The organism is Pseudomonas paraversuta, assembly GCF_904067025.1.
In the GTDB taxonomy this organism is placed as follows: domain Bacteria; phylum Pseudomonadota; class Gammaproteobacteria; order Pseudomonadales; family Pseudomonadaceae; genus Aquipseudomonas; species Aquipseudomonas paraversuta.
This window is the reverse complement of sequence record NZ_CAJFDA010000001.1, coordinates 1,673,577-1,699,194: the sequence shown is the minus strand read 5'-3', so window position 1 is coordinate 1,699,194 and position 25,618 is coordinate 1,673,577. Positions and strand designations below refer to the sequence as shown.

General features: G+C 56.7%; 21 protein-coding genes. 4 read left to right on the top strand and 17 right to left on the bottom strand.

The features are described from left to right. Nucleotides 1-24: 24 nt before the first annotated feature. The 12 genes from JQ848_RS07965 to mtnA form a co-directional block, all read right to left on the bottom strand. Nucleotides 25-1,386, bottom strand: a complete 1,362-nt coding sequence (locus JQ848_RS07965) for a Wzz/FepE/Etk N-terminal domain-containing protein (RefSeq protein WP_202210444.1) — start codon at nucleotides 1,384-1,386, stop codon at nucleotides 25-27. A 311-nt stretch (nucleotides 1,387-1,697) separates the two neighbouring features. After that, a complete protein-coding gene (locus JQ848_RS07960) occupies nucleotides 1,698-1,949 on the bottom strand; it encodes a LapA family protein (RefSeq protein ID WP_003447111.1) in 252 nt (83 codons plus the stop codon). 24 nt (nucleotides 1,950-1,973) lie between these two features. Next, the gene (ihfB, locus tag JQ848_RS07955) at nucleotides 1,974-2,270 is read right to left on the bottom strand and encodes an integration host factor subunit beta (RefSeq protein ID WP_003447108.1); all 297 of its coding nucleotides are present in this window, start codon (nucleotides 2,268-2,270) and stop codon (nucleotides 1,974-1,976) included. A 24-nt stretch (nucleotides 2,271-2,294) separates the two neighbouring features. Continuing rightward, entirely contained in the window at nucleotides 2,295-2,501 is a 207-nt protein-coding gene (locus tag JQ848_RS07950) for a hypothetical protein (protein WP_127195908.1), read from the bottom strand. Between the two features lie 177 nt (nucleotides 2,502-2,678). After that, the gene (rpsA, locus tag JQ848_RS07945; RefSeq protein WP_003447106.1) at nucleotides 2,679-4,373 is read right to left on the bottom strand and encodes a 30S ribosomal protein S1; all 1,695 of its coding nucleotides are present in this window, start codon (nucleotides 4,371-4,373) and stop codon (nucleotides 2,679-2,681) included. 122 nt (nucleotides 4,374-4,495) lie between these two features. Beyond that, entirely contained in the window at nucleotides 4,496-5,179 is a 684-nt protein-coding gene (cmk, locus tag JQ848_RS07940; protein ID WP_003447104.1) for a (d)CMP kinase, read from the bottom strand. Then, nucleotides 5,179-7,410 (bottom strand): bifunctional prephenate dehydrogenase/3-phosphoshikimate 1-carboxyvinyltransferase, encoded by a 2,232-nt coding sequence (locus tag JQ848_RS07935; RefSeq protein ID WP_202210443.1) that lies wholly within the window; start codon nucleotides 7,408-7,410, stop codon nucleotides 5,179-5,181. Before JQ848_RS07935 ends, cmk begins: the two co-directional genes overlap by 1 nt. Before the next feature lie 4 nt (nucleotides 7,411-7,414). Next, nucleotides 7,415-8,527, bottom strand: coding sequence for a histidinol-phosphate transaminase (gene hisC, locus JQ848_RS07930; RefSeq protein ID WP_161718391.1), 1,113 nt, complete (start codon nucleotides 8,525-8,527; stop codon nucleotides 7,415-7,417). A gap of 11 nt (nucleotides 8,528-8,538) precedes the next feature. Continuing rightward, nucleotides 8,539-9,633 (bottom strand): prephenate dehydratase, encoded by a 1,095-nt coding sequence (gene pheA / locus JQ848_RS07925; RefSeq protein WP_003447098.1) that lies wholly within the window; start codon nucleotides 9,631-9,633, stop codon nucleotides 8,539-8,541. After that, nucleotides 9,633-10,718 carry a 3-phosphoserine/phosphohydroxythreonine transaminase gene (serC, locus tag JQ848_RS07920; protein ID WP_003447088.1) on the bottom strand — a complete coding sequence of 362 codons (1,086 nt, stop codon included), beginning with the start codon at nucleotides 10,716-10,718 and terminating at the stop codon, nucleotides 9,633-9,635. Before serC ends, pheA begins: the two co-directional genes overlap by 1 nt. Before the next feature lie 169 nt (nucleotides 10,719-10,887). Next, nucleotides 10,888-13,551, bottom strand: a complete 2,664-nt coding sequence (gene gyrA / locus JQ848_RS07915; protein ID WP_003447086.1) for a DNA gyrase subunit A — start codon at nucleotides 13,549-13,551, stop codon at nucleotides 10,888-10,890. 402 nt (nucleotides 13,552-13,953) lie between these two features. Further along, nucleotides 13,954-15,030: an S-methyl-5-thioribose-1-phosphate isomerase gene (gene mtnA, locus JQ848_RS07910; protein ID WP_161718389.1), complete on the bottom strand. Its 1,077-nt coding sequence runs from the start codon at nucleotides 15,028-15,030 to the stop codon at nucleotides 13,954-13,956. A 108-nt stretch (nucleotides 15,031-15,138) separates the two neighbouring features. On the opposite strand from mtnA, the gene JQ848_RS07905 reads away from it, so the two are divergent. The 4 genes from JQ848_RS07905 (at nucleotide 15,139) to JQ848_RS07890 (ending at nucleotide 18,691) form a co-directional block, all read left to right on the top strand. Further along, nucleotides 15,139-16,470, top strand: coding sequence for a TRZ/ATZ family hydrolase (locus JQ848_RS07905; RefSeq protein WP_202210442.1), 1,332 nt, complete (start codon nucleotides 15,139-15,141; stop codon nucleotides 16,468-16,470). Between the two features lie 64 nt (nucleotides 16,471-16,534). Further along, the gene (gene ubiG, locus JQ848_RS07900; RefSeq protein ID WP_202210441.1) at nucleotides 16,535-17,233 is read left to right on the top strand and encodes a bifunctional 2-polyprenyl-6-hydroxyphenol methylase/3-demethylubiquinol 3-O-methyltransferase UbiG; all 699 of its coding nucleotides are present in this window, start codon (nucleotides 16,535-16,537) and stop codon (nucleotides 17,231-17,233) included. A gap of 3 nt (nucleotides 17,234-17,236) precedes the next feature. Beyond that, nucleotides 17,237-17,908 (top strand): N-acetylmuramic acid 6-phosphate phosphatase MupP, encoded by a 672-nt coding sequence (mupP, locus tag JQ848_RS07895; RefSeq protein ID WP_003447078.1) that lies wholly within the window; start codon nucleotides 17,237-17,239, stop codon nucleotides 17,906-17,908. Between the two features lie 42 nt (nucleotides 17,909-17,950). Next, the gene (locus JQ848_RS07890) at nucleotides 17,951-18,691 is read left to right on the top strand and encodes a YciK family oxidoreductase (RefSeq protein WP_202210440.1); all 741 of its coding nucleotides are present in this window, start codon (nucleotides 17,951-17,953) and stop codon (nucleotides 18,689-18,691) included. A gap of 86 nt (nucleotides 18,692-18,777) precedes the next feature. Here JQ848_RS07890 and JQ848_RS07885 read toward each other — a convergent pair whose 3' ends face one another. The 5 genes from JQ848_RS07885 to trhO all read right to left on the bottom strand — a co-directional run bounded on the left by JQ848_RS07885 (nucleotide 18,778) and on the right by trhO (nucleotide 25,587). Further along, a complete protein-coding gene (locus JQ848_RS07885) occupies nucleotides 18,778-19,563 on the bottom strand; it encodes a TenA family transcriptional regulator (RefSeq protein ID WP_003447075.1) in 786 nt (261 codons plus the stop codon). Between the two features lie 45 nt (nucleotides 19,564-19,608). Continuing rightward, nucleotides 19,609-22,068 (bottom strand): EAL domain-containing protein, encoded by a 2,460-nt coding sequence (locus JQ848_RS07880; RefSeq protein WP_003447073.1) that lies wholly within the window; start codon nucleotides 22,066-22,068, stop codon nucleotides 19,609-19,611. A 133-nt stretch (nucleotides 22,069-22,201) separates the two neighbouring features. Next, complete coding sequence (locus tag JQ848_RS07875) at nucleotides 22,202-24,019, bottom strand: ABC transporter ATP-binding protein (protein WP_202211260.1); 1,818 nt, start codon at nucleotides 24,017-24,019, stop codon at nucleotides 22,202-22,204. Continuing rightward, a complete protein-coding gene (locus JQ848_RS07870) occupies nucleotides 24,012-24,647 on the bottom strand; it encodes a DsbA family protein (RefSeq protein WP_003447069.1) in 636 nt (211 codons plus the stop codon). Before JQ848_RS07870 ends, JQ848_RS07875 begins: the two co-directional genes overlap by 8 nt. Before the next feature lies 1 nt (nucleotide 24,648). Further along, a complete protein-coding gene (gene trhO / locus JQ848_RS07865) occupies nucleotides 24,649-25,587 on the bottom strand; it encodes an oxygen-dependent tRNA uridine(34) hydroxylase TrhO (RefSeq protein ID WP_003447067.1) in 939 nt (312 codons plus the stop codon). Nucleotides 25,588-25,618 lie beyond the last annotated feature (31 nt).

Sequence of the window (25,618 nt, the reverse complement as noted above, 5' to 3'; positions counted from 1 at the left end):
ATAATTATCCGCGCCGAAAACAGATCAGATTTTTTCGTGCTGCAGGTCTTTCCCGCTGCTGGCGGTGCTAGTCAAAGAAGCCGGAGCCCTTAGTGCAGTCGGATTTTTGAGCTGCCCCTCTCTGACCGCTAAAAAGTTTCGGACCAGTACAATTAACACACCCAGAATGCCTCCCAACAATAACCCCAACAAGACAATCAGGGCCTTCCTGGGTTTGACTGGCTCCATTGGCTCCAGGGCTTTGCGATCGATTGAGACTAATTTCATGTTGCTGCTATCGAGGTTACTCAAATCCCCCAAACGCACAATCTCGGAGCGCAACGGCTCTACACCACTTAAGAACAGGTCTTCATTTTGACGCTGCTTAAGTGCTTCAACTTCACGGTTGCTTTGCAGTAGTTGCAGCTCACGAGCAATCTGAGCTACGCGCCCTTCGGTGAAATCGTCAGTTTTTCGTTGCTGCAGGGCTGCGCGCTCTGCTTCAAGCGCTTCTGTACCCATAAAATACAAGGGAATTTGCTGATTGTTGATTTCGGTCCGCATACCACTGGATCCACGAATGTTAGCCGAATCACCCAACGCCGAGGGCGTCGTAGGCTTTTGAATATTCAAGGACCTCGCGATGCCAATAGCTTCACTCAGTTGCGCCATACGATCAGTGCGCACAACCTTGAGTTGCTGACGCAGCGCCTTGAGCTCGTCCTGCAATTGCGCACGTTTTATGCTGTCGGCTTCGTTCAAGGCGGCGATGCGCGCCTCCTTGTCTATCTCATAGCTGGAGCGGGCTGCGTCCAGCTTGCCTTTTAGCTCGGTCAAACGGTTATTGACGATAACCTTGAGGTCAGCGGCAATTTGCTTACGCTCTGCATCAATGGCGTAATCGACAAAGCCATTGAGGATCTTTACCCCGTCCACTCCCCCGGGGTATGTCAATTCCAGGCTAATCGCAGCGCTCTGGGAACCCTGTTTATTAGAATCAGGAAAAATCAGCTTCAACGAGTTGCGATTGAAATCTTCGAAGCTTTGCTCAAGGGTGTGCCCCGGACGCTTGAATTGAGTGAATAGCTCTTGATTGCCCCGAAAAAAACCCAGTCGATTATCGTATGACTCAAGCGATGACCCTACTTTCAACAGAGCCTCATTGGGAGGCAGGGTATATACACCCGATCGATTGAGTGCATCCAGCTCGTTGATGGCTGCCGGGCGCAGAACGCTACTCACCTGATATTCAGGCGTACTTAAATAGGCATAGCCCAAAGCAACCAGACCAAAGAGAGCAGCCGTAGCAAGAATGATTTTTTTCTGCTGCCAGACCATCAAAAACAAAGGGAGTAAATCCACTTCATTGGACGAAGGAGCATTCGGGATACGGGAGAGACTACTCACAACCAAGACCTGCCTTCTAAAAGAAACTGCGGGCTCGTTATGCAGCGATTTTCATACGCGCTTATATAACTTTCTAACATCAGGCCTTAGCTTCATGCACACCTGAAGAAGCATAAAAATAACTGTACATCGAGAATCTGAAGCATTTTGCCAGTATCTCGAAACTATACAAGCCTGACAAAGTGTAATAAATCTATGGGGCGCGACATGAATTTTGTAGTGTGCCATTTACATTTGAGCTCTCAACCTGCGCTGCAGCCCTCTCCCGGCCGCATTGTCTGCGCTAAGACACACTCAATATGTAAAAAGGCCTACGAATGGGCCAGCAGGCTGCGTTTTAGTTTCGCAGATTTTCGCTTATAGACCACAAACCCCAATACCGGGCCGAAGAGCATGCCAAGCAGTAAGGCACCGATAAAAAATAGCGATGCTGGCAACTCAGGCGAACGCCACCCCAAAAACATCAATGAGGTAGGCTGCTGGTTTTCGAGGATAAATATTACAGTCCCGAAAATAACAGCCAGGGCGAACACCCCCAACACTGCACGTTTAAAGTCACGCATCAGTAACTCCTAGGTCCTTAAGGATTAAATATCGTCTTCCTCATCCTCATTAACTCGATCCCGGAGCTCTTTGCCCGGCTTGAAATGAGGAACAAACTTGCCATCGAGGCTGACAGACTGGCCGGTCTTTGGGTTACGGCCTACACGCGGCGCACGATAGTGCAGCGAGAAGCTGCCAAAGCCACGGATCTCAATTCGATCCCCGGTCGCCAGACACTGTGACATTTGTTCAAGCATAGTCTTGATAGCCAACTCTACATCCTTGGATGAAAGCAGCCCTTGATGGGTGACAATTCGTTCGATCAACTCCGACTTCGTCATATTTTTCCCTTCTTTTTCAAGCAGCTAGATCAGCGCTTCAAAGGTTTTAGCATGATCGAAAGGGTTTGAACAGCCCAGGGATTGACTTATCTTTAAAGGCATCAGATAGATGCCAAACAGCCAGCAGAGCAGAAAAACAGGCATGCGACCGCCACCTTGAACCCATAACCACTGCCGCAGGCTCTTTAGCCTCGCTCTGGCGATCGCTGACAGCTGCAGACGACGCTGCAAGCCTGCCGCTCAGGAATTCCACCAATCATATACGTCTCGTTAGCGCTGCCCCATAAGGCCTGTATCAGGCCACCCCCCGGGGCCGGGGTTGAGCTGGCGAGCCAATCCTGGCCAGCTCAAATTTCAGGCACAAAAAAGGGCGACCTAAGTCGCCCTTTTTCTATGGTAAATCAGAACTTAGTTCTGTTTTTCCATTTGTGCACGCAGCAGGTCGCCAAGAGTGGTCGGACCAGCAGCAGGCTCAGAGGTAGCTGGCTTGTCGCGCAGGCTCTGAATTGCTTCCTTCTCGTCTTCAACGTCTTTCGACTTGATGGACAATTGGATTACGCGGCTTTTGCGATCAACGCTGATGATCTTGGCTTCTACTTCTTCGCCTTCTTTCAGAACGTTACGTGCATCTTCGATGCGGTCACGGCTGATTTCGGAGGCTTTCAGAGTTGCTTCGATATCCGGAGCCAAAGTGATGATGGCGCCTTTAGCGTCAACTTCTTTCACGATGCCCTTAACGATTGCGCCTTTGTCGTTCTCTTGTACGTACTCGGAGAACGGATCGCTTTCCAGCTGCTTGATACCCAGGGAGATGCGCTCACGCTCTGGATCAACAGACAGGATAACGGTGTCAAGCTCGTCGCCCTTCTTGAAACGACGTACGGCTTCTTCGCCAACTTCGTTCCAGGAGATGTCGGACAGGTGAACCAGGCCGTCGATGCCGCCGTCCAGACCAATGAAGATACCGAAATCGGTGATCGACTTGATGGTGCCGGAGATTTTATCGCCCTTGTTGAACTGGCCAGAGAAATCTTCCCATGGGTTAGATTTGCACTGCTTGATGCCCAGGGAGATACGACGACGCTCTTCGTCGATGTCCAGAACCATAACTTCCACTTCGTCGCCGACTTGTACGACTTTCGAAGGGTGGATGTTTTTGTTGGTCCAGTCCATTTCGGAAACGTGTACCAGACCTTCAACGCCTTCTTCCAGCTCAGCGAAGCAGCCGTAGTCGGTCAGGTTGGTAACACGAGCGGTAACGCGAGTGCCTTCTGGGTAACGGGCTTTGATAGCAACCCATGGATCTTCGCCCAGCTGCTTCAGGCCCAGGGAAACACGATTGCGTTCGCGATCGTACTTCAGAACCTTGACATCGATCTCGTCGCCAACGTTGACGATTTCGGAAGGATGCTTGATGCGCTTCCAGGCCATGTCAGTGATGTGCAACAGGCCGTCAACACCGCCCAGATCGACGAATGCGCCGTAATCCGTGAGGTTTTTAACGATACCTTTAACTTGCTGACCTTCCTGCAAGGATTCCAGCAGAGCTTCACGCTCGGCCGAGTTCTCTGCTTCAAGCACGCTACGACGCGAAACAACAACGTTGTTGCGCTTCTGGTCCAGCTTGATGACCTTGAATTCCAGCTCTTTGCCTTCCAGGTGCGTAGTATCGCGCACTGGACGAACGTCAACCAGAGAACCTGGCAGGAACGCACGGATGCCGTTAACGTCGACAGTGAAGCCGCCTTTAACCTTACCGTTGATAACGCCCTTGACAACTTCTTCTGCTGCGAAGGCTGCTTCCAGAACGATCCAGCATTCAGCGCGCTTGGCTTTTTCACGGGACAGCTTGGTTTCGCCAAAGCCGTCTTCGACCGCGTCCAGCGCAACGTGAACTTCATCACCGATGTTGATGTTCAGTTCGCCAGCGTCGTTGTGGAACTGTTCCAGCGGGATGAGGCCTTCAGACTTCAAACCAGCGTGAACGGTTACCCAACCAGCTTGGTAATCGATATCAACGATGATAGCGGTGATGATAGAGCCAGCCTGAAGATTCAGGGTTTTTAGGCTTTCTTCAAAGAGTTCTGCAAAGCTTTCGCTCATTTTAATTCCTGTTGATCAAGGGCGAAGGATACGCCCATCTGCCACATTCCAGACAATGTGGGTTACGTTCATATAAAAGAAGGCATGCAGGACTATTTCTGGTCTCCTGCACGCTTTCTTGGTCATCCAGTGATATCGCGCAGGGCAATTTCACTCATGATTCTTTCAAGCACCTGCTCGATCGACAACTCCGTGGAGTCCAGCTGTATTGCATCAGCCGCCGGTTTAAGCGGGGCTATTGCACGCTGCGTATCACGCTCATCGCGGGCACGAATCTCATCTAGCAGACCCGAGAGACTAACATCATCGCCCTTGGCCTTCAACTGCAAGTAACGGCGACGGGCACGTTCCTCCGCGCTAGCCGTCAGAAATATCTTCAACGGCGCGTCCGGAAACACCACAGTTCCCATGTCGCGACCATCGGCAACCAGACCGGGAAGTTCCTGAAATGCCCGCTGACGCTGCAGCAAAGCCTCACGAACAGCCGGCAAGGCGGCAATTCTGGAAGCCCCGGCAGCAACGGTCTCACTGCGAATCGCGTGAGTAACGTCATCACCTTCCAGAATAATGCGCGCATGCTTGCCGTCCGTCGCTCCGACGAACTGCACATCAAGATGCGCAGCAAGTTTCTCGAGCAAGGCTTCGTTATCCAGAGCAACGCCATGATTGCTCGCCGCGAATGCCAGCAAACGATACAGGGCACCGGAATCCAGCAGATTCCAGCCCAGGCTCTTGGCCAGCTTGCCAGCCACGGTGCCTTTGCCGGAACCGCTTGGGCCGTCGATAGTGATAACCGGCGGGACCATCACGACTGCACCTCTTGCGCTACGCGAATGCCTACCTGCTTGCACAAGGCTAGGAAGTTAGGGAACGAAGTCGCGACATTGGCACAGTCGTGAATACGGATGGGAGCCGTTGCCCGCAGAGAAGCGATGCTGAATGCCATCGCAATGCGGTGGTCACCGTGACCATGAACTTCCCCGCCACCAATGGAGCCACCATCGATAATGATACCGTCCGCAGTTGGCTCACACTTCACGCCCAGCGCCAGCAAGCCGTCAGCCATGACTTGAATCCGGTCAGACTCCTTGACCCGCAGTTCTTCAGCGCCGCGCAGGATCGTGCGACCTTCGGCCACTGCCGCCGCCACGAACAGTACCGGGAATTCATCAATCGCCAGCGGTACCAGCTCTTCAGGAATCTCGATACCTTTAAGCCTGGCTGCGCGCACACGCAAATCAGCTACAGGTTCGCCACCCACTTCGCGCTGGTTCTCGAGGGTGATATCCGCCCCCATCAAACGCAAGATGTCGATAACGCCGGTGCGGGTCGGGTTGATGCCGACATGCTCGAGCACCAGATCGGAATCTTCGGCAATCGAGGCGGCCACCAGGAAGAACGCCGAGGATGAAATATCGCCAGGTACTTCAATGTGGGTAGCCGTGAGCTTGTGGCCTGATTCAACAGAAGCCGTGGCACCCTCGACACTGACCGGGTAGCCGAAGCCACGCAGCATGCGCTCGGTATGATCACGGGTTGGCGCCGGCTCAGTGACCGAGGTCTTGCCTTCAGCATACAAACCCGCCAGCAGCAGGCAGGATTTGACCTGGGCACTGGCCATCGGCAGGGTGTAATCCATCCCTTTAAGCGCGTGACCGCCGCGAATAGTCATCGGCGGACGACCTTCTGCAGCAGTCTCAATCACCGCCCCCATTTCGCGCAGCGGATTAGCCACACGATTCATCGGGCGCTTGGTCAGCGAAGCATCGCCGGTCAAGGTCGTATCAAAGCTCTGCGCAGCCAGCAAACCCGACAACAGACGCATCGAGGTTCCGGAATTACCCAGGTAAATCGGGCCTGGCGGAGCTTTCAAGCCATGCAGCCCCACACCATGGATAGTCACGCGGCCATGATGCGGGCCTTCAATCACCACACCCATGTCACGGAATGCCTGCAAGGTTGCCAGAGCGTCTTCGCCCTCAAGGAAACCTTCGACTTCGGTTGTACCTTCAGCCAAAGAACCAAGCATGATTGAACGGTGAGAAATGGACTTGTCACCAGGAACGCGAATCTTGCCAGTTACCTTGCCACCTGGCTCAGCCAGGAAAATCAGATCATTTGAATTCATAGGGTCCACATATGCCCGGCGGGCCAGGATTTTACTGAAATGCTCGCGAGCAACCCGGGCGCGGGTAAAGACGCCCAGCAATTGATGCCCATCTCCCGCATCGACCGCATCGCGCAAGGCGTCGAGATCACTGCGAAATGTATCCAATGTACGTAACACCGCCTCGCGGTTCGCGAGAAAAATGTCATGCCACATTACCGGGTCGCTTCCTGCGATTCTTGTGAAATCGCGAAAACCTCCCGCTGCGTAACGAAAGATATCCAGATTCTCATTGCGCTTGGCAAGAGAGTCCACCAGCCCGAATGCCAACAGATGCGGTAAATGACTGGTTGCAGCCAGCACCTCGTCATGGCGTTCGACCTGCATATGCTCGACGTCCGCCCCCAGAGCGCGCCACATTGTGTCCACCAGGGCCAGCGCCCCGGAGTCGGTTTCGGCCACCGGGGTCAAAATAACCTTGTGCCGCTCAAACAGAACCGCATTGGAGGCTTCGACACCACTTTGCTCGGATCCGGCAATCGGGTGCCCGGGAACAAAGCGTGGCGGCATGCCGCCAAAGGCCTGAGTCGCAGCACGCACGACATTGCCCTTGGCACTCCCCACATCAGTCAGAACGGCCGACCCCAGATCCATGCCCGCCAGCAACCCGAGCACTTTCTCCATGGCCAGAATCGGCACTGCCAGCTGGATGACATCAGCACCACAGCAGGCGACTGCCAGATCAGCTTCGCAGCGATCAACCACACCCAGCTCTACAGCCAGGGCGCGCGACGCAGGGTCCAGATCGACTCCGACCACCTCAGCGCACAACCCGCTCTCGCGCATGCCTTTAGCAAAGGAGCCACCAATCAGGCCGAGCCCGACAACCACCAGCCGACCCACAACAGGCTTTACAGATTTCAAGGACATTACATCAACCACAAGCAAGAACCTTGGCCAGCGCCTCAAGCAGACGGGTATTTTCCGCCGGCAGACCAATAGTGATACGCAGGTGGTTCGGCATACCGTAATTGGCCACCGGACGCACGATCACACCTTCACGCAACAGCCCCTGATAAACCGGGGCAGCCACTTGACCGAGATCCACCGCAATGAAATTACCGCGGGATGGAATCCAGCCCAGACCCAGCTCACGAAAACCGTCCAGCAACTGCTGCATGCCCGCCTCGTTAAGACGGCGGCTTTCAGCCAGATAGTCAGCATCCTGCAGTGCAGCACAGGCCGCAGCCAGCGCCAGACTGTTGACATTGAAGGGCTGACGAACCCGATTCAGCACATCCGCCACAACCGTTGTCGACAGGCCATAACCAACCCGCAGGGCAGCCAGGCCATAAGCCTTGGAAAACGTACGAGAGACCAGCAGATTAGGATAGGCCGAGAGAAACTCCAGACCGTCCGGCAGCTCGCCGCCTTCCGCATATTCGATATAGGCCTCGTCCAGCACCACCAGAACCCGCTCGGGGACGTCCTGCAAAAACTCGTTCAGTGCATCGACACCAAACCAGGTCCCGGTAGGGTTATTCGGATTGGCGATGAAAACCACCCGGGTATCACTGTCAATCGCCTCAAGCATGGCAGGCAGGTCATGCCCCCAGTCCTTGGCCGGCACTACTCGCGCCTGTGCACCCACCGCCTGGGTCACAATCGGATACACCGCGAAGGCATGCTCGCTGAACACGGCATTCAGGCCCGGTGCCAGATAGGCCCGGGCCACCAGCTCCAGAATATCGTTGGAGCCGTTGCCCAGGGTCACCTGATCGAGTTGCACACCGCAACGCTCAGCCAGCAAGCTCTTGAGGGCAAAACCGTTACCATCCGGATAGCGGGTCAGCTCCGCCAGTTCATTGCGAATGGCTTCCAGCGCCTTCGGACCTGCCCCCATAGGATTTTCATTGCTCGCCAGCTTGACGATGGTGGCCGGATCAATCTCCAGCTCACGCGCCAGCTCATCCACAGGCTTGCCCGGGACGTAAGGCGAAAGTTGTTGTACGCCCGGCTGCGCCAGGGCGAGAAAATCACCGCTCATGTATGACCGCCTCAGAGAACCGCTTTCGGGTAGGAACCCAGCACTTTAAGCGCCACTGCTTCTTGACTGATTTGCTCCAGAACACTTTTGACCAAAGGGTCACGGTGATGGCCAGCAAAATCGATGAAGAATACATAGGTCCATTTACCGCTACGCGAAGGACGCGTCTCGATACGTGTCAGATCGATCCCGTTCTCATGGAACGGCACCAGCAATTCATGCAGGGCGCCCGGACGGTTGCTCATTGATACGATAATCGATGTTTTATCATCGCCGGTCGGCGGCACTTCCTGACTGCCGATCATCAAGAATCGCGTCGAGTTGTCAGGGCGATCCTCAATTTTTTCCGCCAGTCGGGTCAAACCATACAGGCCTGCAGCCATATCGCCGGCTATCGCTGCCGAATTCCACTCACCCTTGACCCGCTTGGCCGCCTCGGCATTGCTCGACACAGCAACCCGCTCGACGTTCGGATAATGCGCATCCAGCCACTTACGGCACTGGGCCAGCGACTGGGCATGGGAGTAAATACGGCTGATGCTGTCGGTCTTGGTGTTTTCACCGACCAGCAGGTGATGGTGGATCCGCAGCTCAACTTCGCCACAGATAACCATGTCGTGCTCGAGAAAACTGTCCAGCGTGTGGTTCACAGCACCTTCAGTGGAGTTCTCCACCGGCACCACGCCAAAGTTGACGGCGCCTGCCGCCACTTCACGAAACACCTCGTCGATCGCCGCCATCGGCTTGCTGATGACCGCGTGCCCGAAGTGCTTCATTGCTGCGGCCTGGGTGAAGGTGCCTTCCGGCCCGAGGTAAGCCACTTTCAGTGGCTGCTCCAGCGCCAGGCACGAAGACATGATTTCGCGAAACAGACGCGCCATCTCTTCGTTACCCAACGGACCTTTGTTGCGCTCCATTACCCGCTTGAGCACCTGAGCCTCACGCTCGGGCCGATAAAATACCGGCACTTCGCCTTCAGCCAGGCTTGCCATTTTTACCCGCGCCACTTCCTGGGCGCAGCGGGCACGCTCGCTGATCAGCTCCAGAACCTTTTCGTCCAGGCTGTCGATGCGCACGCGCAGCGCCTTAAGCTCTTGCTCGGACATTAGCCGTGTTCCTTCTCAAACTCTGCCATGTAAGCCACCAGCGCGTTAACCGCAGTAATGTCCACAGCGTTATAAATCGAAGCCCGCATGCCACCCACCGAGCGATGCCCTTTGAGGTTCAACAACCCGCGCGCTTCAGCACCCACCAGGAACGGCTTGTCGAGACGATCGTCAGCCAGACGGAACGGCACGTTCATCCACGAGCGGTCGGTCTTGTTGATCGGGTTGCTGTACAGGCCGCTGGCGTCAATGAAGTCATACAGAGTACGTTTTTTGACTTCGTTAAGCTTGCCGATGGCCTCTACACCACCCTGCTCTTTGAGCCACTCGAACACCAGGCCGGACAGATACCAGGCCAGCGTCGGAGGCGTGTTGTACATCGAGCCGTTGTCTGCCGCGACCTTGTAGTCGAGCATCGTCGGGCAGATCGAGCGCGCCCGGCCCAGCAGGTCTTCACGAATGATGTTGACCACAATACCGCTCGGACCGATGTTTTTCTGGGCGCCGGCGTAGATCATGCCGAAGCGGGAAATATCGACCGGACGCGACAAAATGTCAGAAGACATGTCGGCAACCAGCGGCACATCGCCCGTTTGCGGAATCCAGTCGAATTCCAGGCCGCCAATGGTTTCATTGGGCGCGTAATGAACGTAGGCCGCGTCTTTCGACAGGTTCCATTCATTCTGACCGGGAATCGCGAAGTAATCGTAAGGCTTGGCGCTGGCAGCCACATTGATGTGGCCAAAGCGCGAACCTTCCTCAATGGCTTTTTGCGACCAGATACCGGTATCGATGTAATCCGCCTTGCCATTTTCCGGCAGCAGATTCAGCGGGATCTGGGCAAATTGCTGGCTTGCGCCACCCTGCAGAAACAGGACTTTGTAGTTCGAGGGAATAGACAGCAGGTCACGCAGATCCTGCTCAGCCTTGGTCGCAATGGACACGAACTCATCGCTGCGATGGCTCATTTCCATGACCGAGAGGCCCTTGCCATGCCAGTCGAGCAACTCGGACTGGGCACGCAACAGGACAGCTTCAGGCAGCGCAGCAGGACCTGCGCAGAAGTTATAGGCTCGTTTGCTCACATCCACTCTCACTCTGATTTGGTGGGTCACGCAATAAATCAATTATCGACACATTGTTCAATGTGAGGGCTTGCAGGCGACTGCGGTGCAACAGTCACTCATCGCGAGCAATATCGCCTCCACACATACAACAAGGGGGCGAATCTTCATCCGCCCCCTGTGTACCCGCTTATTCCTGCGGCTCTTCTTCGTCAGCGCCAGCCTCTAGCGGCTGCTCGTCGTCGACGCCATCGTGGATGACCTCGTCATCGAGCTCAACACCACCATCGACCTCACCTTCAAGCTCTTCACCTTCGACTTCCGACGGCTCCTGAACCCGCTCCAGCCCGACCAGCGTTTCATCGCTGGCCAGCTTGATCAAGGTGACGCCCTGGGTATTGCGACCCAAGCTCGACACTTCATCGACACGGGTACGCACCAGGGTGCCCTGATCGGAGATCAGCATGATCTCTTCGCCATCAAGCACCTGAACGGCACCGACCAGACGGCCGTTACGGTCGTTGCTGACCATGGCGATAACGCCCTGACCGCCACGCTTGTACTCAGGGAACTCGCTGATAGCAGTCCGCTTGCCATAACCACGCGCCGAAGCGGTGAGGATCTGGCTGCCTTCTTCAGGAATCAGCATCGAAATCAGCTTCTGACCTTCTGGCAGACGCATGCCGCGAACACCGCGGGCCGTACGACCCATGGCACGCACGTCGGACTCTTTAAAGCGAGTCACCTTGCCGCCATCGGAGAACAGCATGACTTCGCGCTCACCATCGGTAATCGCGGCACTGATCAGTACGTCACCTTCGTCCAGCTCCAGCGCAATCAAGCCCACGCTGCGTTGACGGCTGAAGGATTCGAGCGGGGTCTTCTTCACGGTACCGTTAGCGGTTGCCATAAAGATGAAGTGCCCCTCGGTGTAATCCTCCACCGGCAGCATGGTGGTGATGTATTCACCCTCACCCAACGGCAGCAGGTTAACCAGCGGACGACCACGCGCAGCACGGGATGCTTCAGGGATTTCGTAGGTTTTGAGCCAGTACACCTTGCCTTTGCTGGAGAACAGCAAGAGCGTGGTGTGACTGTTGGCAACCAGCAGGTGAGCGATGTAGTCCTCATCCTTGACGCCAGTAGCCGATTTACCTTTACCGCCGCGACGCTGAGCCTGGTACGCAGCCAATGGCTGGGTCTTGGCGTAGCCACCGTGGGAAATGGTCACCACACGCTCTTCTTCCGGGATCATGTCACCGAGGGTCAGGTCGAGACGGTGATCCAGAATTTCGGTACGACGAACGTCGCCGTATTCCGCACGAATGACTTCCAGCTCCTCGCGAATCACTTCCATCAGGCGCACGGCGCTATTGAGGATGCGGATCAGCTCACCGATCTGGTTGAGGATTTCCTGGTACTCGGCCAGCAGCTTCTCGTGCTCAAGACCGGTCAGACGGTGCAAGCGCAGCTCAAGAATGGCTTGCGCCTGTTCTGGCGACAGGAAGTACTTGCCTTCACGCAGGCCGTATTGCGGATCCAGGTTGTCAGGGCGGCACGAATCCGCACCGGCACGCTCGACCATCGCCACTACCGCACTGGACTCCCAAGGCGTGCTGATCAGCGCTTCCTTGGCTTCAGACGGAGTTGGCGAAGCCTTGATCAATGCAATGACCGGGTCGATGTTGGACAGGGCAACCGCCTGACCTTCAAGGATGTGGCCACGCTCACGGGCTTTACGCAGTTCGAAAACAGTACGACGGGTAACCACTTCACGACGGTGACGAACGAAGGCTTCCAGCAGATCCTTAAGGTTGAGGATCCGCGGGCGACCGTCGATCAGCGCAACGATGTTGATACCGAACACCGCTTGCAACTGGGTCTGGGCATACAGGTTATTGAGAATAACCTCCGGCACTTCACCGCGACGCAGTTCGATTACAACACGCATACCGTCTTTGTCGGACTCGTCACGCAGTTCGGTGATGCCTTCGAGCTTCTTCTCTTTAACCAGCTCGGCGATCTTCTCGATCAAGCGCGCCTTGTTCAACTGGTACGGGAGCTCGGTGATCACGATCTGCTGACGGCCACCGACCTTGTCGATGTCTTCAATCATCGAGCGGGCACGCATGTAAATGCGGCCACGACCGGTGCGATAGGCTTCGATGATGCCGGCGCGACCGTTGATGATTGCTGCGGTCGGGAAGTCCGGGCCCGGAATGAACTGCATCAGTTCATCGATGCTCAGTTCCGGGTTGTCGATCAGCGCCAGGCAACCGTCGATCACTTCACCGAGGTTGTGCGGCGGGATATTGGTGGCCATGCCCACAGCGATACCGCTGGAGCCGTTGACCAACAAGTTGGGAATACGGGTCGGCATGACGGCCGGGATCATTTCCGTGCCGTCGTAGTTCGGCACCCAGTCCACGGTCTCTTTGTGCAAGTCAGCCAGCAGTTCGTGGGCCAACTTGGTCATGCGCACTTCGGTGTATCGCATGGCCGCAGCGTTGTCGCCGTCGACCGAACCGAAGTTGCCCTGACCGTCTACCAGCAGGTAGCGCAGAGAGAATGGCTGAGCCATTCGAACGATGGTGTCGTAAACCGCGGTATCACCATGCGGGTGATACTTACCGATTACGTCACCGACCACACGGGCAGATTTCTTGTACGGTTTGTTCCAGTCGTTGTTCAGTTCGCTCATCGCAAACAACACACGCCGGTGCACGGGCTTCAAGCCATCGCGTGCATCAGGCAGTGCCCGCCCGACAATTACGCTCATCGCGTAGTCGAGATAGGACTGTTTCAGCTCGTCTTCGATATTGACCGGGAGGATTTCTTTGGCCAGTTCGCCCATGAGAAGCCTGATTCCTTTTTCGGGTGAAACTTCGCCACATCCATTCGGGACGAACGAAGCTCGCCGCTGCTGACCAAGTGCCATGCAGCGACTTACGACAAATCAACGAGTTATGCCACGGATTTGCGCAGTAAGGGCAACCCTTGCGGACTACCCTGGAAACCGCCGAATGTTATCACAAACGCCGCTACGCACCTATCCCCCAGATGCGCATGGAGCGTAGTAATTGGACAGGTTGTGGGCCTGAGCGTGCCCAGAGAGGCTCTGGAAGCGATTCAAGGGGTAAGCGGAGCAGATTCTGCAGCTGCAAACGCAGGCTGCAATCAGGTACGCAGGACCTTCAACAACAGCGCGGCCTTGCAACCCGGCGCAACCTTCGCCAACCCCTGCAGGTGCAATTTATCAATGCAATCGCTTGCGACACATCAGTTGCGCCATTTTTGCCGTATCCGGACGCTCGACGATGCCCTTCTCGGTAACAATCACATCAATCAGATCGGCCGGTGTCACATCAAATACCGGATTGAATGTCTGCACAGGCGCACCGACACAGTGGCCGCCCACCTCCAGCAACTCACTGGCGTCACGCTCCTCGATAGGGATGTCGTCACCACTGGCCAGCTCCATATCGATGGTTGAACTTGGCGCCACCACCATAAAGCGCACACCGTGATGCATGGCATTTACCGCCAGCTGGTAGGTGCCAATCTTGTTTGCCACATCGCCATTGGCCGTGATCCGGTCAGCGCCGACTATCACCCAGGTCACGCCCTTGGTTTTCATGATGTGTGCCGCAGCCGAGTCAGCATTGAGCACCACCGGGATGCCCTCATTCGCCAACTCCCAGGCAGTCAGTCGCGAGCCCTGCAACCAGGGCCGGGTTTCGTCGGCGTAGACCTGCTCGATCATGCCTTCCAGCCAGGCAGCCCGAATCACGCCCAGCGCGGTACCAAAACCGCCCGTGGCCAGGGCACCGGTGTTGCAATGGGTCAGTACGGTCTGAGCGTTGCCCTGATGACGGCGAATCACATCGACGCCCAACTGCGCCATGGTCAGATTGGCCTCGCGATCACTTTCATGAATCGCCACAGCCTCGGCCTCAAGTATGTGCAGAACATCGGCCCTGGCTTTGGCACGGTTCAAACGATCACGCATGCGATTGAGTGCCCAGGACAAATTCACTGCGGTGGGCCGGGCGTCCGCCAGCAGCGCAAAGTCCTCTTCCAGCGCCCCGACCCAATCGCCACCCGCAGCCTTGCGTACACGCGCCGCAAGCACTACGCCATACGCAGCTGCGATGCCGATCGCCGGTGCACCACGCACTACCATGGCGCGAATAGCCTGGGCCACTGCTTCGGCACTGGTATGGGCCAGCCAGCTCTCATCAAAAGGCAAACTGCGCTGATCCAGCAGGTACAGGGCCTCACCCCGCCAATCGATGGCCTTTACCTTTTCTGCCGCCAACAGTCGATCGCGCATGCCTACCCCTATCACACAGATACAAAGCCGCCGATTATAGCGAGCCCACCTTTAAGACGCTCGGGTATACTTCGCCTCCTTTTAATATCGCACTGGAAGCCGTTTTCGATGCCCACCCTGCCCCTGTCCCTCGACCTGTTGCTGCTGCCCACCTGGCTGGTGCCCGTAGAGCCAGCCGGGGTGGTACTCAAGGACCATGGGGTGGGCATCGCGGACGGGCGCATCGTGTTCATCGGCCCGCGCCTCGAAGCCTTGAAACATACCGCCCGCGAAACCCGTGAGCTCCCTGACATGTTGCTCACCCCCGGTCTGGTCAATGCCCACGGCCACGCGGCCATGACCCTGTTCCGCGGCATGGCCGATGACCTGCCATTGATGACGTGGCTGGAACAGCATATCTGGCCCGCCGAGGCCAAATGGGTGGATGAAGACTTCGTGCGCGACGGCACCGATCTGGCCATTGCCGAGCAACTCAAGGGCGGCATCAGCTGTTTCAGCGATATGTACTTTTATCCCCGGACCGCCTGCGAGCGCGTGCATAACAGTGGCATTCGTGCCCAAATCGCCATTCCGGTTCTCGACTTTCCGATTCCCGGCGCAAGCTCGGCCGATGAAGCATTGCGCCAGGCCGTCGAGCTGTTTGGCGACCTGAAGCACCATCCGCGGATCAAAATCGCCTTCGGACCGCACGCCCCCTATACCGTGGGCGACGAGAACCTGGAAAAAGTCCGGGTAATGGCCGATGAACTGGATGCTGCAATCCAGATGCACGTCCACGAAACCGCTTTCGAAGTGCAACAGGCCGTCGAGCAACATGCCGAACGCCCGATAGCCCGCCTGGCCCGACTGGGCTTGCTGGGGCCACGCTTTCAGGCCGTGCACATGACCCAGATCAGCGATGCCGACCTGGCAATGCTGGTAGAAAGCAACGCCAGCGTGATTCATTGCCCCGAATCCAACCTCAAACTGGCCAGCGGCTTCTGCCCGGTCGAGCGTTTGTGGCTGGCAGGGGTCAATGTCGCGGTTGGCACCGACGGTGCTGCCAGCAATAATGACCTGGACCTGCTGGGCGAAACCCGCACCGCCGCACTGCTGGCCAAAGCCGTGGCAGGCTCGGCCACCGCACTGGACGCCCATCGCGCCTTGCGCATGGCAACGCTCAACGGAGCCCGGGCACTGGGCCTGGATAATGACATCGGTTCGATCGAGCCCGGCAAAGCTGCCGACCTGGTAGCTTTCGATCTGAGCGGGCTGGCCCAGCAACCGGTTTACGACCCTGTCTCGCAACTGATCTACGCCACTGGCCGCGACTGTGCAAAACACCTGTGGGTCGGGGGCAAACACTTGCTCGATGATGGCAAACTGACCCGAATGGACGAGCAACAGCTCTGCGCAACCGCCAAGGCCTGGGGCCAGCGCATCAGCAGCCAACCCCATTGATTCAAGACCTTCAGGCCTGTGCCTGAAGTAATACCAGGATTTTTCAGCTTTAGAGGATTTACCCATGAGCAACGTCGACCACGCCGAGATCGCTAAATTCGAAGCGCTTGCCCATCGCTGGTGGGATCGTGAAAGCGAGTTCAAACCCCTGCACGACATCAACCCGCTGCGCCTGAACTGGATTGACGAACGCGTGCAGCTGGCCGGGAAAAAAGTGCTCGACGTCGGCTGCGGCGGCGGCATTCTCAGTGAGTCCATGTCCCAGCGCGGCGCAACCGTAACCGGCATAGACATGGGCGAAGCCCCGCTGGCAGTGGCACAACTGCATCAGCTTGAATCGGGCGTGAATGTTGAATACCGCCAGATCACGGCTGAAGAACTGGCCAACGAAATGCCCGGGCAGTTCGACGTCGTTACCTGCCTTGAAATGCTCGAGCACGTGCCGGACCCGGCATCCGTAATCCGCGCCTGCTACCGCATGGTCAAGCCGGGTGGCCAAGTGTTCTTCTCCACCATCAACCGCAACCCGAAAGCCTATCTGTTCGCAATTATCGGCGCTGAATACATCATGAAGCTGATCCCGCGCGGGACCCACGACTTCAAGAAATTCATCCGCCCTTCCGAACTGGGTGCCTGGAGCCGCCAGGCCGGCCTGAGCGTCAAGGACATCACCGGCCTGACCTACAACCCGCTGACCAAGCACTACAAGCTGGGCGCCGATGTCGACGTCAACTACATGATCCAGACCCTTCGCGAGGAGTGACCCATGCGTTTAAGAGCAGTTCTTTTTGACATGGACGGCACCCTGCTCGATACCGCGCCGGACTTTATCGCCATCTGCCAGGCCATGCGCGCCGATCGCGGGCTAGCGCCCATTGACGACAAGCTGATTCGCGACGAGATCTCCGGCGGGGCTCGGGCCATGGTCGCAGTGACCTTCAGCATGGACCCTGAAGCACCGGGGTTCGAGGAACTGCGCCTTGAATTCCTCGAGCGCTATCAACAGGACTGTGCGGTACACACCAAGCTGTTCGATGGCATGGAGCAACTGCTGGCCGACATTGAACAGGCCCACCTAGTCTGGGGCGTCGTGACCAACAAGCCCGTGCGCTTTGCCCAACCAATCATGGAGCGGCTGGGCCTGGCGGAACGCTCTGCGGTACTGATCTGCCCGGACCACGTGAGCCGCAGCAAACCCGACCCCGAGCCAATGATTCTCGCCTGCAAGATGCTCAACCTTGACCCGGCCAGCGTTTTGTTTGTCGGCGATGACCTTCGCGACATCGAATCCGGCCGCGATGCCGGTACCAAGACCGCCGCCGTACGCTTTGGCTACATTCACCCCGACGACAACCCCGACCACTGGGGCGCCGACGTAGTGGTCGACCACCCGAGCGAATTGCGCAAAGTACTGGATAACGCGATGTGCAGTTGCTGACAGCGGGCGCAGAACGATCTTTGATTTCTGTTGAGGTTTTTTATGTTTGATTATTCCGCTCGACCCGACCTGCTTCAGGGCCGGGTGATTCTGGTTACCGGTGCCGGCCGCGGCATCGGCGCTGCAGCAGCCAAAACCTATGCCGCGCACGGGGCTACCGTGCTGCTGCTGGGTAAAACCGAGCCCAATCTGAGTCAGGTGTACGACGAAATAGAAGCTGCTGGCCACCCGCAACCCGCAGTCATTCCTTTCAATCTCGAAACCGCCCAGCCCCATCAATACGATGAGCTGGCCGCCATGATCGAAAACGAGTTCGGCCACCTTGACGGCCTGCTGCACAACGCCTCGATCATTGGACCGCGCACGCCCCTGGAACAACTCTCGGGCGAAAACTTCATGCGGGTTATGCAGGTAAACGTAAACGCCATGTTTATGCTCACCAGCACCCTGCTGCCACTGCTCAAATTGTCCCAGGACGCATCGGTTATTTTCACCTCCAGCAGCGTAGGCCGCAAAGGCCGCGCCTATTGGGGGGCTTATGGGGTTTCGAAATTTGCCACCGAAGGCTTGATGCAAACCCTGGCAGACGAAGTCGATGGCGTGGCAGCCGTACGCTCCAACAGCATCAACCCGGGCGCGACCCGCACCAGCATGCGGGCCCTGGCATACCCGGGTGAGAACCCGCTGAACAACCCGGAACCACAAGCCATCATGCCGGTTTACCTGTACCTGATGGGGCCGGACAGCACCGGCGTAAACGGCCAGGCATTCGACGCGCAATAACGAATCGGCCAACAAAAAAACCGCAGCTGGCGAATGAATGCCAGCTGCGGTTTTTTTATAGACCCGGGCAAGTCAATCCCCCGGGATCAGCCCTCAACCAATTCCGGACGCTTGCGCACCACCGGCTTTTTTTCATACTGCAGACAGCTTTGCAAAAACAGATACTTGTAGTCATAGCTCTTGCAAACGGCTTTACGCAGCTCGGTTTGCAACGCTTCACTGGGATTCATCCCCGCCAGGGTGCAAATAATCTCCAGCGCTTCCCAAGGGTGCTCATCATCGTACTGAGCGTGCATCTTCAGCCATTTCATGGCGCGCTTGCGCCCTTCTGCCGGCAGCGACTCCTCATAAACGTTTTGTGAACACACCACGGCAGCCCACTCGCCCACGGCGCCTTCAATGGCATAGTTGGTCGCGGCCATGGATACCGCCAGCGAATCCGCAGTGCAGGTATGCCAGCACCAGTCGTTCAGCGCCTGAAACTCGAACGGTATGTCCTGGGCATTCATGTCAGCAAGGCTGACGCCATGGGCATTGGCCCAGTTGACCCAGTAATCGGCGTGGTTCAGTTCGACCCGAATGTTGCGAATCAGCCAACGGCGGGCCATGTCTTCCCCGGGATGACGCCCATAACGGGTTTTCCCCAGGTTATGCCCCATGTACAACGAAAACTGTTCTACCACCGGCCATCCGCCAATGAGGTACAACCGCATGATTGTCGGGCTCAGCGTGTTATCACGCATGCGTGCATAAACCTCATGCTCGACGACACGGCGCTTGCTCTCGCTACAGTCGCGGATCAGCTTTTGCGCCCACTTGGGATAGCTGGTCGCTTCCATAAGAGGCCCGGTACGTACAAATGCATCCATCACAATCAAGTTCCTTCTCAGAGGTGATTTACAAAATCGGACACCTCATCAACGCAAAGTGCCCGGCAACTTCAAAGCCAGGGCTTTGGGGCGTACAGGTCGAGTCCACAAGCTGTCACAGGTAAACAATTGTGGGCGCTCAACTATATATCCCTGAGCATAGTCGACCCCGATCTCAATCAATGCCTGTTCAATCTGAGGACTTTCAACAAACTCGGCAATTGTCCGCTTACCCATAACGTGCCCTATATGATTGATCACCTCAACCATTGCCCGATTAATGGGGTCATCCAGCATATCCCTGACGAAACTGCCGTCTATTTTCAAATAGTCCACAGGCAAATGTTTCAAGTAGGCAAACGAAGACATCCCGGCGCAAAAGTCATCCAGGGAAAAGTGACAGCCCAGCCCTTTAAGTTCATTTATGAAGCGGATGGCACTGCCCAAGTTGGCAATTGCACTGGTTTCGGTAATTTCAAAACAGATCAGCTCGGGTGCCACGCCATAACATTCAAATTGCTCGAGCAAAAAAGCCAGGAACTCGTCATCGCCTATGGTCGACCCCGAGAGGTTAATGGCACACATCGCCATTGAATGTTCTGCCCGCGGCGCCGAGCACCGAGAAATAATCTTGAATACGTTTTCCACAACCCAACGGTCAATCGAAGCCATCAGACCATAACGCTCGGCAGCCGGAATAAAACTGTCAGGCAAGATCAGGCCGCCACTGCCATCGCTCAGGCGCAACAGGATTTCAATGTGCCCGCCGCCTTCCGGGGCCCGCCCCAATGGAGCGATCTCTTGCGCATAAAGGCAAAACAGGTTTTCTTCCAGCGCTACGTGCAAGCGCTGTACCCATGCCATTTCACCAAAGCGCAGTGACAACTCTGAGTCATCCGCATGGTAGACCTGAACCCGGTTACGCCCCTTTTCCTTGGCCATGTAGCAAGCCATGTCCGCCGCACGCATTGAGGCTTCCAGGGTCACCGGGGCTTGCTGGATATGCACCAGACCGATACTGATGGTGTTCAGGAACGGGCGCCCCTTCCACGCGAAGTGCAGCCTTTGTACGGTCTGGCGCAAACCCTCGGCAATTTTTTCAGCGGCATCGGCCGGGCAATTTTCCAGCAGGATACCGAACTCATCTCCCCCAAGACGCGCCAGCGTATCGCCCTCACGCAAACCCGAATGCAGCAATGCACAAATATGCCGCAACAACTCGTCACCCGCAGCGTGGCCACAGGTGTCGTTGACCAGCTTGAACTGGTCCAGATCAAGAAACATCAATGCGTGCCGGCCTTGCTGTCGCGCCAGATTCTGCAACACCAGCTCCAGCCGATATTCAAACTCGCGACGATTGGCCAGGCCGGTGAGTGCATCGTGGGTCGCCTGCCAGGACAAGTTGGCAATGTATTGGCGCTCACGGGTCATGTCATGCAGCACCAGCACCGCACCGCTCACCTTGCCGGCATGCAGGATTGGCGCCCCCACCAGCGCCACGGAAACCGTACTGCCGTCCGTGCGCTGAATCAGTTTTGAATGTTCACTGGTATTACCCAACTGGCCGCCGAGAATGCGGTCTATCAGTTTGAAACCATCATCAAGGACATTTTCGTCGAGCAACTTGAACAATGCGGCCAAGGGCACGCCTTGCGCCTGCCCGGACTTCCAGAGCGTCAACTGTTCCGCGGCCGGATTCATATAAGTGATGGAACCGCTTACATCCGTACTTATTACCCCGTCACCAATAGATTCAAGGGTGATTTGCGCCCGCTCTTTTTCAACCTGCAGGGCTTCGGCAAATTCCCGGCTCTGGCTCAACACTTTGTGGGTGCGCAGTAAAGCCAAAAGAATCAGCCCCAGCGCCGTCGCGAAATTGATGATGACCAACAATTTCAGAATAAATCGCGAGCCCTCACCCAGTGCGTCACTAAAGGCTTTGGCCGGCGGGGCAACACTTTCATTGATCCGCGAGATAGCGGACTGCCAGCCTGCTACGTCAGCGGCGCTGGCTTGATTGGCATTGAGACTGCGGTGAATTTCCTGCGCCAGATCATCCAGTTTTATCAGGTATTGATCACCCACACTCCACTTCTCAATGGCTGTGCGCATATAGCTGAAATCATGGAAATAACGATAAAACCAGATAATGCTCGAGACATCCTCAGGGCTATTACCCCCTTGCAGAATGCCCTCGCGCGCCTCGGCAAGGTCTGGAGGTGACTGATCCAGTGCCATGCGCAGCCGGTGTCCGCCCTGGGGCACCTTGATCGCTTGCAGGTACTTCTCGAAAACCGCCGGATCGCGGTTGTCGGCATACAGATGGAGGTAGTAAATGGCGTCTTTCTGTCCTTTGGACCACAGACTTTCGCCTGCGACATAGCCTCGCACCGCTGAGAGCATATAAAGACTGAGACAACCCAATAGCGCCTGAAACAGCACGACCGCAATAAAGGGCCAGACGATTCCCAAAAGGCGTGGGGTACCGAGGGGACGCTTGTGCTTCATGAGTTCCCTTTATCACAGGCTGGCAGAAGAAAACCGGAGAAAATCCCTCAAGCAAGTTGAGCCTAGGCTAGTTTATGACCCGTATGAGGATCACTGGCGCCAGCCACACTTGAAAAGTCCGGTGCCCTCGCCGTCAGCTCTGCTGCAATTGCCCGTACAGCCTGGCGTAGAGCCCTCCCTCTGCAAGTAGCTGCTGGTGATCGCCATCTTGCGCAATACGTCCGCCATCAAACACAAGCACGCGGTCTGCCTGTTTTACCGCAGATAAACGGTGGGCAATGATTAAAGTCGTGCGCCCACTCAAAAATTTTTCCAAAGCGTGATGCAGGTTGTATTCGGTGGCGGCATCCAGTGCGCTGGTAGCCTCATCGAGGATCACTACCCTGGGTTCGGCCAGCACCATTCGCGCAATCGCCAGACGTTGACGCTGACCTCCGGACAACCGCACCCCGGAGCGCCCGACTATGCTGTCCAGCCCCTGGGGCAGTTGGCGTACGATGCCGTCCAGCTGGGCGATTTCCAGAGCACGCCAGCACGCCTCATCCGTACGCTCGCGGCCCATGGTCAGGTTGGCCCGCACGCTGTCGTTGAACAGCGCCGGGTGCTGCAGCACCACGGCCACATGTTCACGGATGGTTTCCAGGCCGATCTCGGCCTGGCTCGCACCGGCGAAATGGATACTGCCCGACTGCGGCGTGTAGAGCCCCAGCAGCAATTGCACCAAAGTGCTTTTACCGCCGCCGCTGGTGCCCACAATGGCCACCTTCTCACCCGCGGCGATGGTCAGGTTCAATCGATCGAGAATCTTCTCGTCGCCGTAGCTGAAACTCAGGTCGCGCACTTCAATATCAACGGTCTGACGCCCTGAAAACGGATCAACGCCACCGCGGTACTGCGGCTCGTCGCGCCGCGCCAGCAACTGGTTGATCCGGGTCATGGCACCGCTTGCGGCGTAGAAAGCGTACTGCAAGTTGAGCAGCTGCTCGACAGGCCCGATCATGAACCACAGGTAGCTGAACACCGCGAGCATCTGGCCGATGGACAGATCCGAAAACAGCACCGTCAGCATTGCCGCGGCACGGAAAATATCGATACCGAACTGGAACAACAGGCCACTGGCCCGGTTCGAGGCATCACTTTTCCATTGGGATGACGTGGCAAAATCGCGCACTTCCCGGGCCCGATTCCCCAAGCGACCGAGGAAATAACCCTGACGATTGCCGGCACGGACTTCCTGAATGGCATCCAGGGTTTCAGTGAGCGCCTGGGTAAAACGCGCAGTACTGTCGTTCTCCAGCTTTTTGAGGTGTTTGACGCGTTTGCCCAACTGCACGGTGGCGTAAATCACCAACGGGTTGAACAGCAAAATCAAGAGCGCCAGCTGCCAGTGCATCCACAACAAAATCGCTGACGTGCCGACCAGGGTCAGCATCGCAATCAGAAACCGGCTCAAGGTTTCGCCGACGAACTTGTCGAGGGTGTCCAGGTCGGTGACCAGATGCGTGGTCACCGTACCGCTGCCCAGACTTTCATACTCGGCCAGCGAGATGCGCTTCAGACGCTCGATCAGGCGCAACCGGATGCGAAACACTATGTCTTTGGACAGACGGGAAAACAGCCGGGCCTGCAACACGTTAAACAGCAAGGCACCGCAGCGCAGCAGCAGCGTCACGAAAAGCATCAGGCCTATGTAACCCGGCGCACTTTGCCAGGCGGCTGGCAGCCAGTGGTTCATGACTTTGAGCGCTGCATCACCGTTGCCCAGCAGCACTTCATCAACCAGCAACGGCAACAACAATGGAATCGGCACGCTGCACAGCGTGGTCAGGACCGCCACGCCATTGGCGAGCCACAGGGCTTTTTTATGGCGCAGGGCAAGACCACGGATTTCCTTCCAGCTCAGGCGATCTGTGGTCTCGGGCGCCGGCGTTGCCGGGCCGCAATCAAGCACGCTTGGCGCGTTCAAGCCAACGGCCCAGCAGGTCGGAGACAGGCTCCAGAGCCTGATAACCATTGGTCAGCAATGCCAGCTGACCGTCACGTTCAGCAAGCAGGGTGGGGAATCCGGCGATCCCCAGATCCTGGACCCAGGTAAAGTCGGCAGCGGTCGCTGTGTGCTGCTCGGCGCTGTCGAACGCGGCAGCGAACTCGATACGCGGCAACCCCGCCGTCTGCGCCAGTTCAGCCAGCACACTGGCCTGGGTCACATCACGACCTTGCACATAAAAAGCCTGCTGAATCAGTTTCAGCAACCGCCACGCGCAATCGGGCGCCAGACTGCGCGCCGCCACAATGGCCCGGCATGCGGGCTCACAGTCGTAGACAAAACCATCGGGCAAGGCACCTTCGATCGTGAACGGCTGCCCGGTGGCATCGGTCACCGCCTGCCAGTGCTCAAGGATATAGCGTCGAGTTGCAGGCTCCAGGGCAGCGCCGCTGCCGGTGCGTAAGCCTCCGACCACCAGGTGCAAATCCACCCCCGCAGCCTGCGCCTGCTCAACCAGAGCCTCAACGATGGGGGCAAAACCCCAGCACCACGAACACATCGGGTCCATCACATAGAGCAGGCGCGCGGACATATCAGGCCTCGGCCGGTTTACGGTAGTTGTGGCCAATCGGATGCGGCTGATTGCGGGCCTTGGCCAGGTCAATCTGTTTTTGCCGGTCGATGGCGCTGCGGCGGGTTTTTTCGCTCAGTTTGTCCCAGCAATGCGGGCAGCTGATACCCGGCTGATAATGCTCGGATTCACGGTCAGCGATGCTGATCGGCGTGCGGCAGGCATGACACTGATCGTATTCACCTTCACTCAGGTCGTGACGCACGGTGACCCGGTTATCAAACACGAAGCAGTCGCCCTGCCACTTGGTTTCTTCCAGCGGCACCTCTTCGAGGTACTTCAAAATCCCGCCCTTGAGGTGATAAACCTCGTCGAAGCCCTGGCTGAGCATGTAGCTCGAAGCCTTTTCACAACGAATGCCGCCGGTGCAGAACATCGCGACTTTCTTGTGTTTGGCCGGGTCGAAATTGGCTTTGATGTAGTCAGGAAATTCGCGAAAACTGGTGGTTTTCGGGTCGATCGCGCCTTCAAATGTACCAATCGATACTTCGTAATCATTCCGGGTATCGATCAGCAACACCTCCGGATCGCTGATCAGCGCGTTCCAGTTCTCGGGGTCGACATAGGTTCCGACTTTTTTGTTCGGGTCTACGCCTTCAACACCGAGGGTGACGATTTCTTTCTTGAGCTTGACCTTGGTCCGGTAGAACGGCTGGTCATCGCAGTAGGATTCTTTGTGGTCAATATCCACCATGCGCGGATCGGACCTGAGCCAGGCCATCAGCCCGTCAATGCCTTCACGACTACCGGAAACAGTACCGTTGATACCTTCTTCGGCAATCAGCAAAGTGCCCTTGACCCCGTTGTCGACCATGGCCTTGAGCAAAGGCTCACGCAGCTCAACGTAATCTTCCAGGGTGACGAATTTGTACAGTGCAGCTACCACAATCGGCGCAGTCATCGCATATATCTCCAGGTGGCTACCCTCGTAA

Bases quoted from the DNA above. Each gene is read 5' to 3' on its own strand.
- JQ848_RS07890 (WP_202210440.1), top strand. From the start codon at position 17,951: ATGTTTGATTATTCCGCTCGACCCGACCTGCTTCAGGGCCGGGTGATT.
- JQ848_RS07880 (WP_003447073.1), bottom strand. From the start codon at position 22,068: ATGAAGCACAAGCGTCCCCTCGGTACCCCACGCCTTTTGGGAATCGTC.
- hisC (WP_161718391.1), bottom strand. From the start codon at position 8,527: ATGAGCGGTGATTTTCTCGCCCTGGCGCAGCCGGGCGTACAACAACTT.
- ihfB (WP_003447108.1), bottom strand. From the start codon at position 2,270: ATGACGAAGTCGGAGTTGATCGAACGAATTGTCACCCATCAAGGGCTG.
- gyrA (WP_003447086.1), bottom strand. From the start codon at position 13,551: ATGGGCGAACTGGCCAAAGAAATCCTCCCGGTCAATATCGAAGACGAG.
- JQ848_RS07935 (WP_202210443.1), bottom strand. From the start codon at position 7,410: ATGTCCTTGAAATCTGTAAAGCCTGTTGTGGGTCGGCTGGTGGTTGTC.
- trhO (WP_003447067.1), bottom strand. From the start codon at position 25,587: ATGACTGCGCCGATTGTGGTAGCTGCACTGTACAAATTCGTCACCCTG.
- cmk (WP_003447104.1), bottom strand. From the start codon at position 5,179: ATGGTCCCGCCGGTTATCACTATCGACGGCCCAAGCGGTTCCGGCAAA.
- pheA (WP_003447098.1), bottom strand. From the start codon at position 9,633: ATGTCCGAGCAAGAGCTTAAGGCGCTGCGCGTGCGCATCGACAGCCTG.
- mtnA (WP_161718389.1), bottom strand. From the start codon at position 15,030: ATGCGCGATCGACTGTTGGCGGCAGAAAAGGTAAAGGCCATCGATTGG.
- JQ848_RS07870 (WP_003447069.1), bottom strand. From the start codon at position 24,647: ATGTCCGCGCGCCTGCTCTATGTGATGGACCCGATGTGTTCGTGGTGC.
- JQ848_RS07905 (WP_202210442.1), top strand. From the start codon at position 15,139: ATGCCCACCCTGCCCCTGTCCCTCGACCTGTTGCTGCTGCCCACCTGG.
- rpsA (WP_003447106.1), bottom strand. From the start codon at position 4,373: ATGAGCGAAAGCTTTGCAGAACTCTTTGAAGAAAGCCTAAAAACCCTG.
- ubiG (WP_202210441.1), top strand. From the start codon at position 16,535: ATGAGCAACGTCGACCACGCCGAGATCGCTAAATTCGAAGCGCTTGCC.
- JQ848_RS07960 (WP_003447111.1), bottom strand. From the start codon at position 1,949: ATGCGTGACTTTAAACGTGCAGTGTTGGGGGTGTTCGCCCTGGCTGTT.
- mupP (WP_003447078.1), top strand. From the start codon at position 17,237: ATGCGTTTAAGAGCAGTTCTTTTTGACATGGACGGCACCCTGCTCGAT.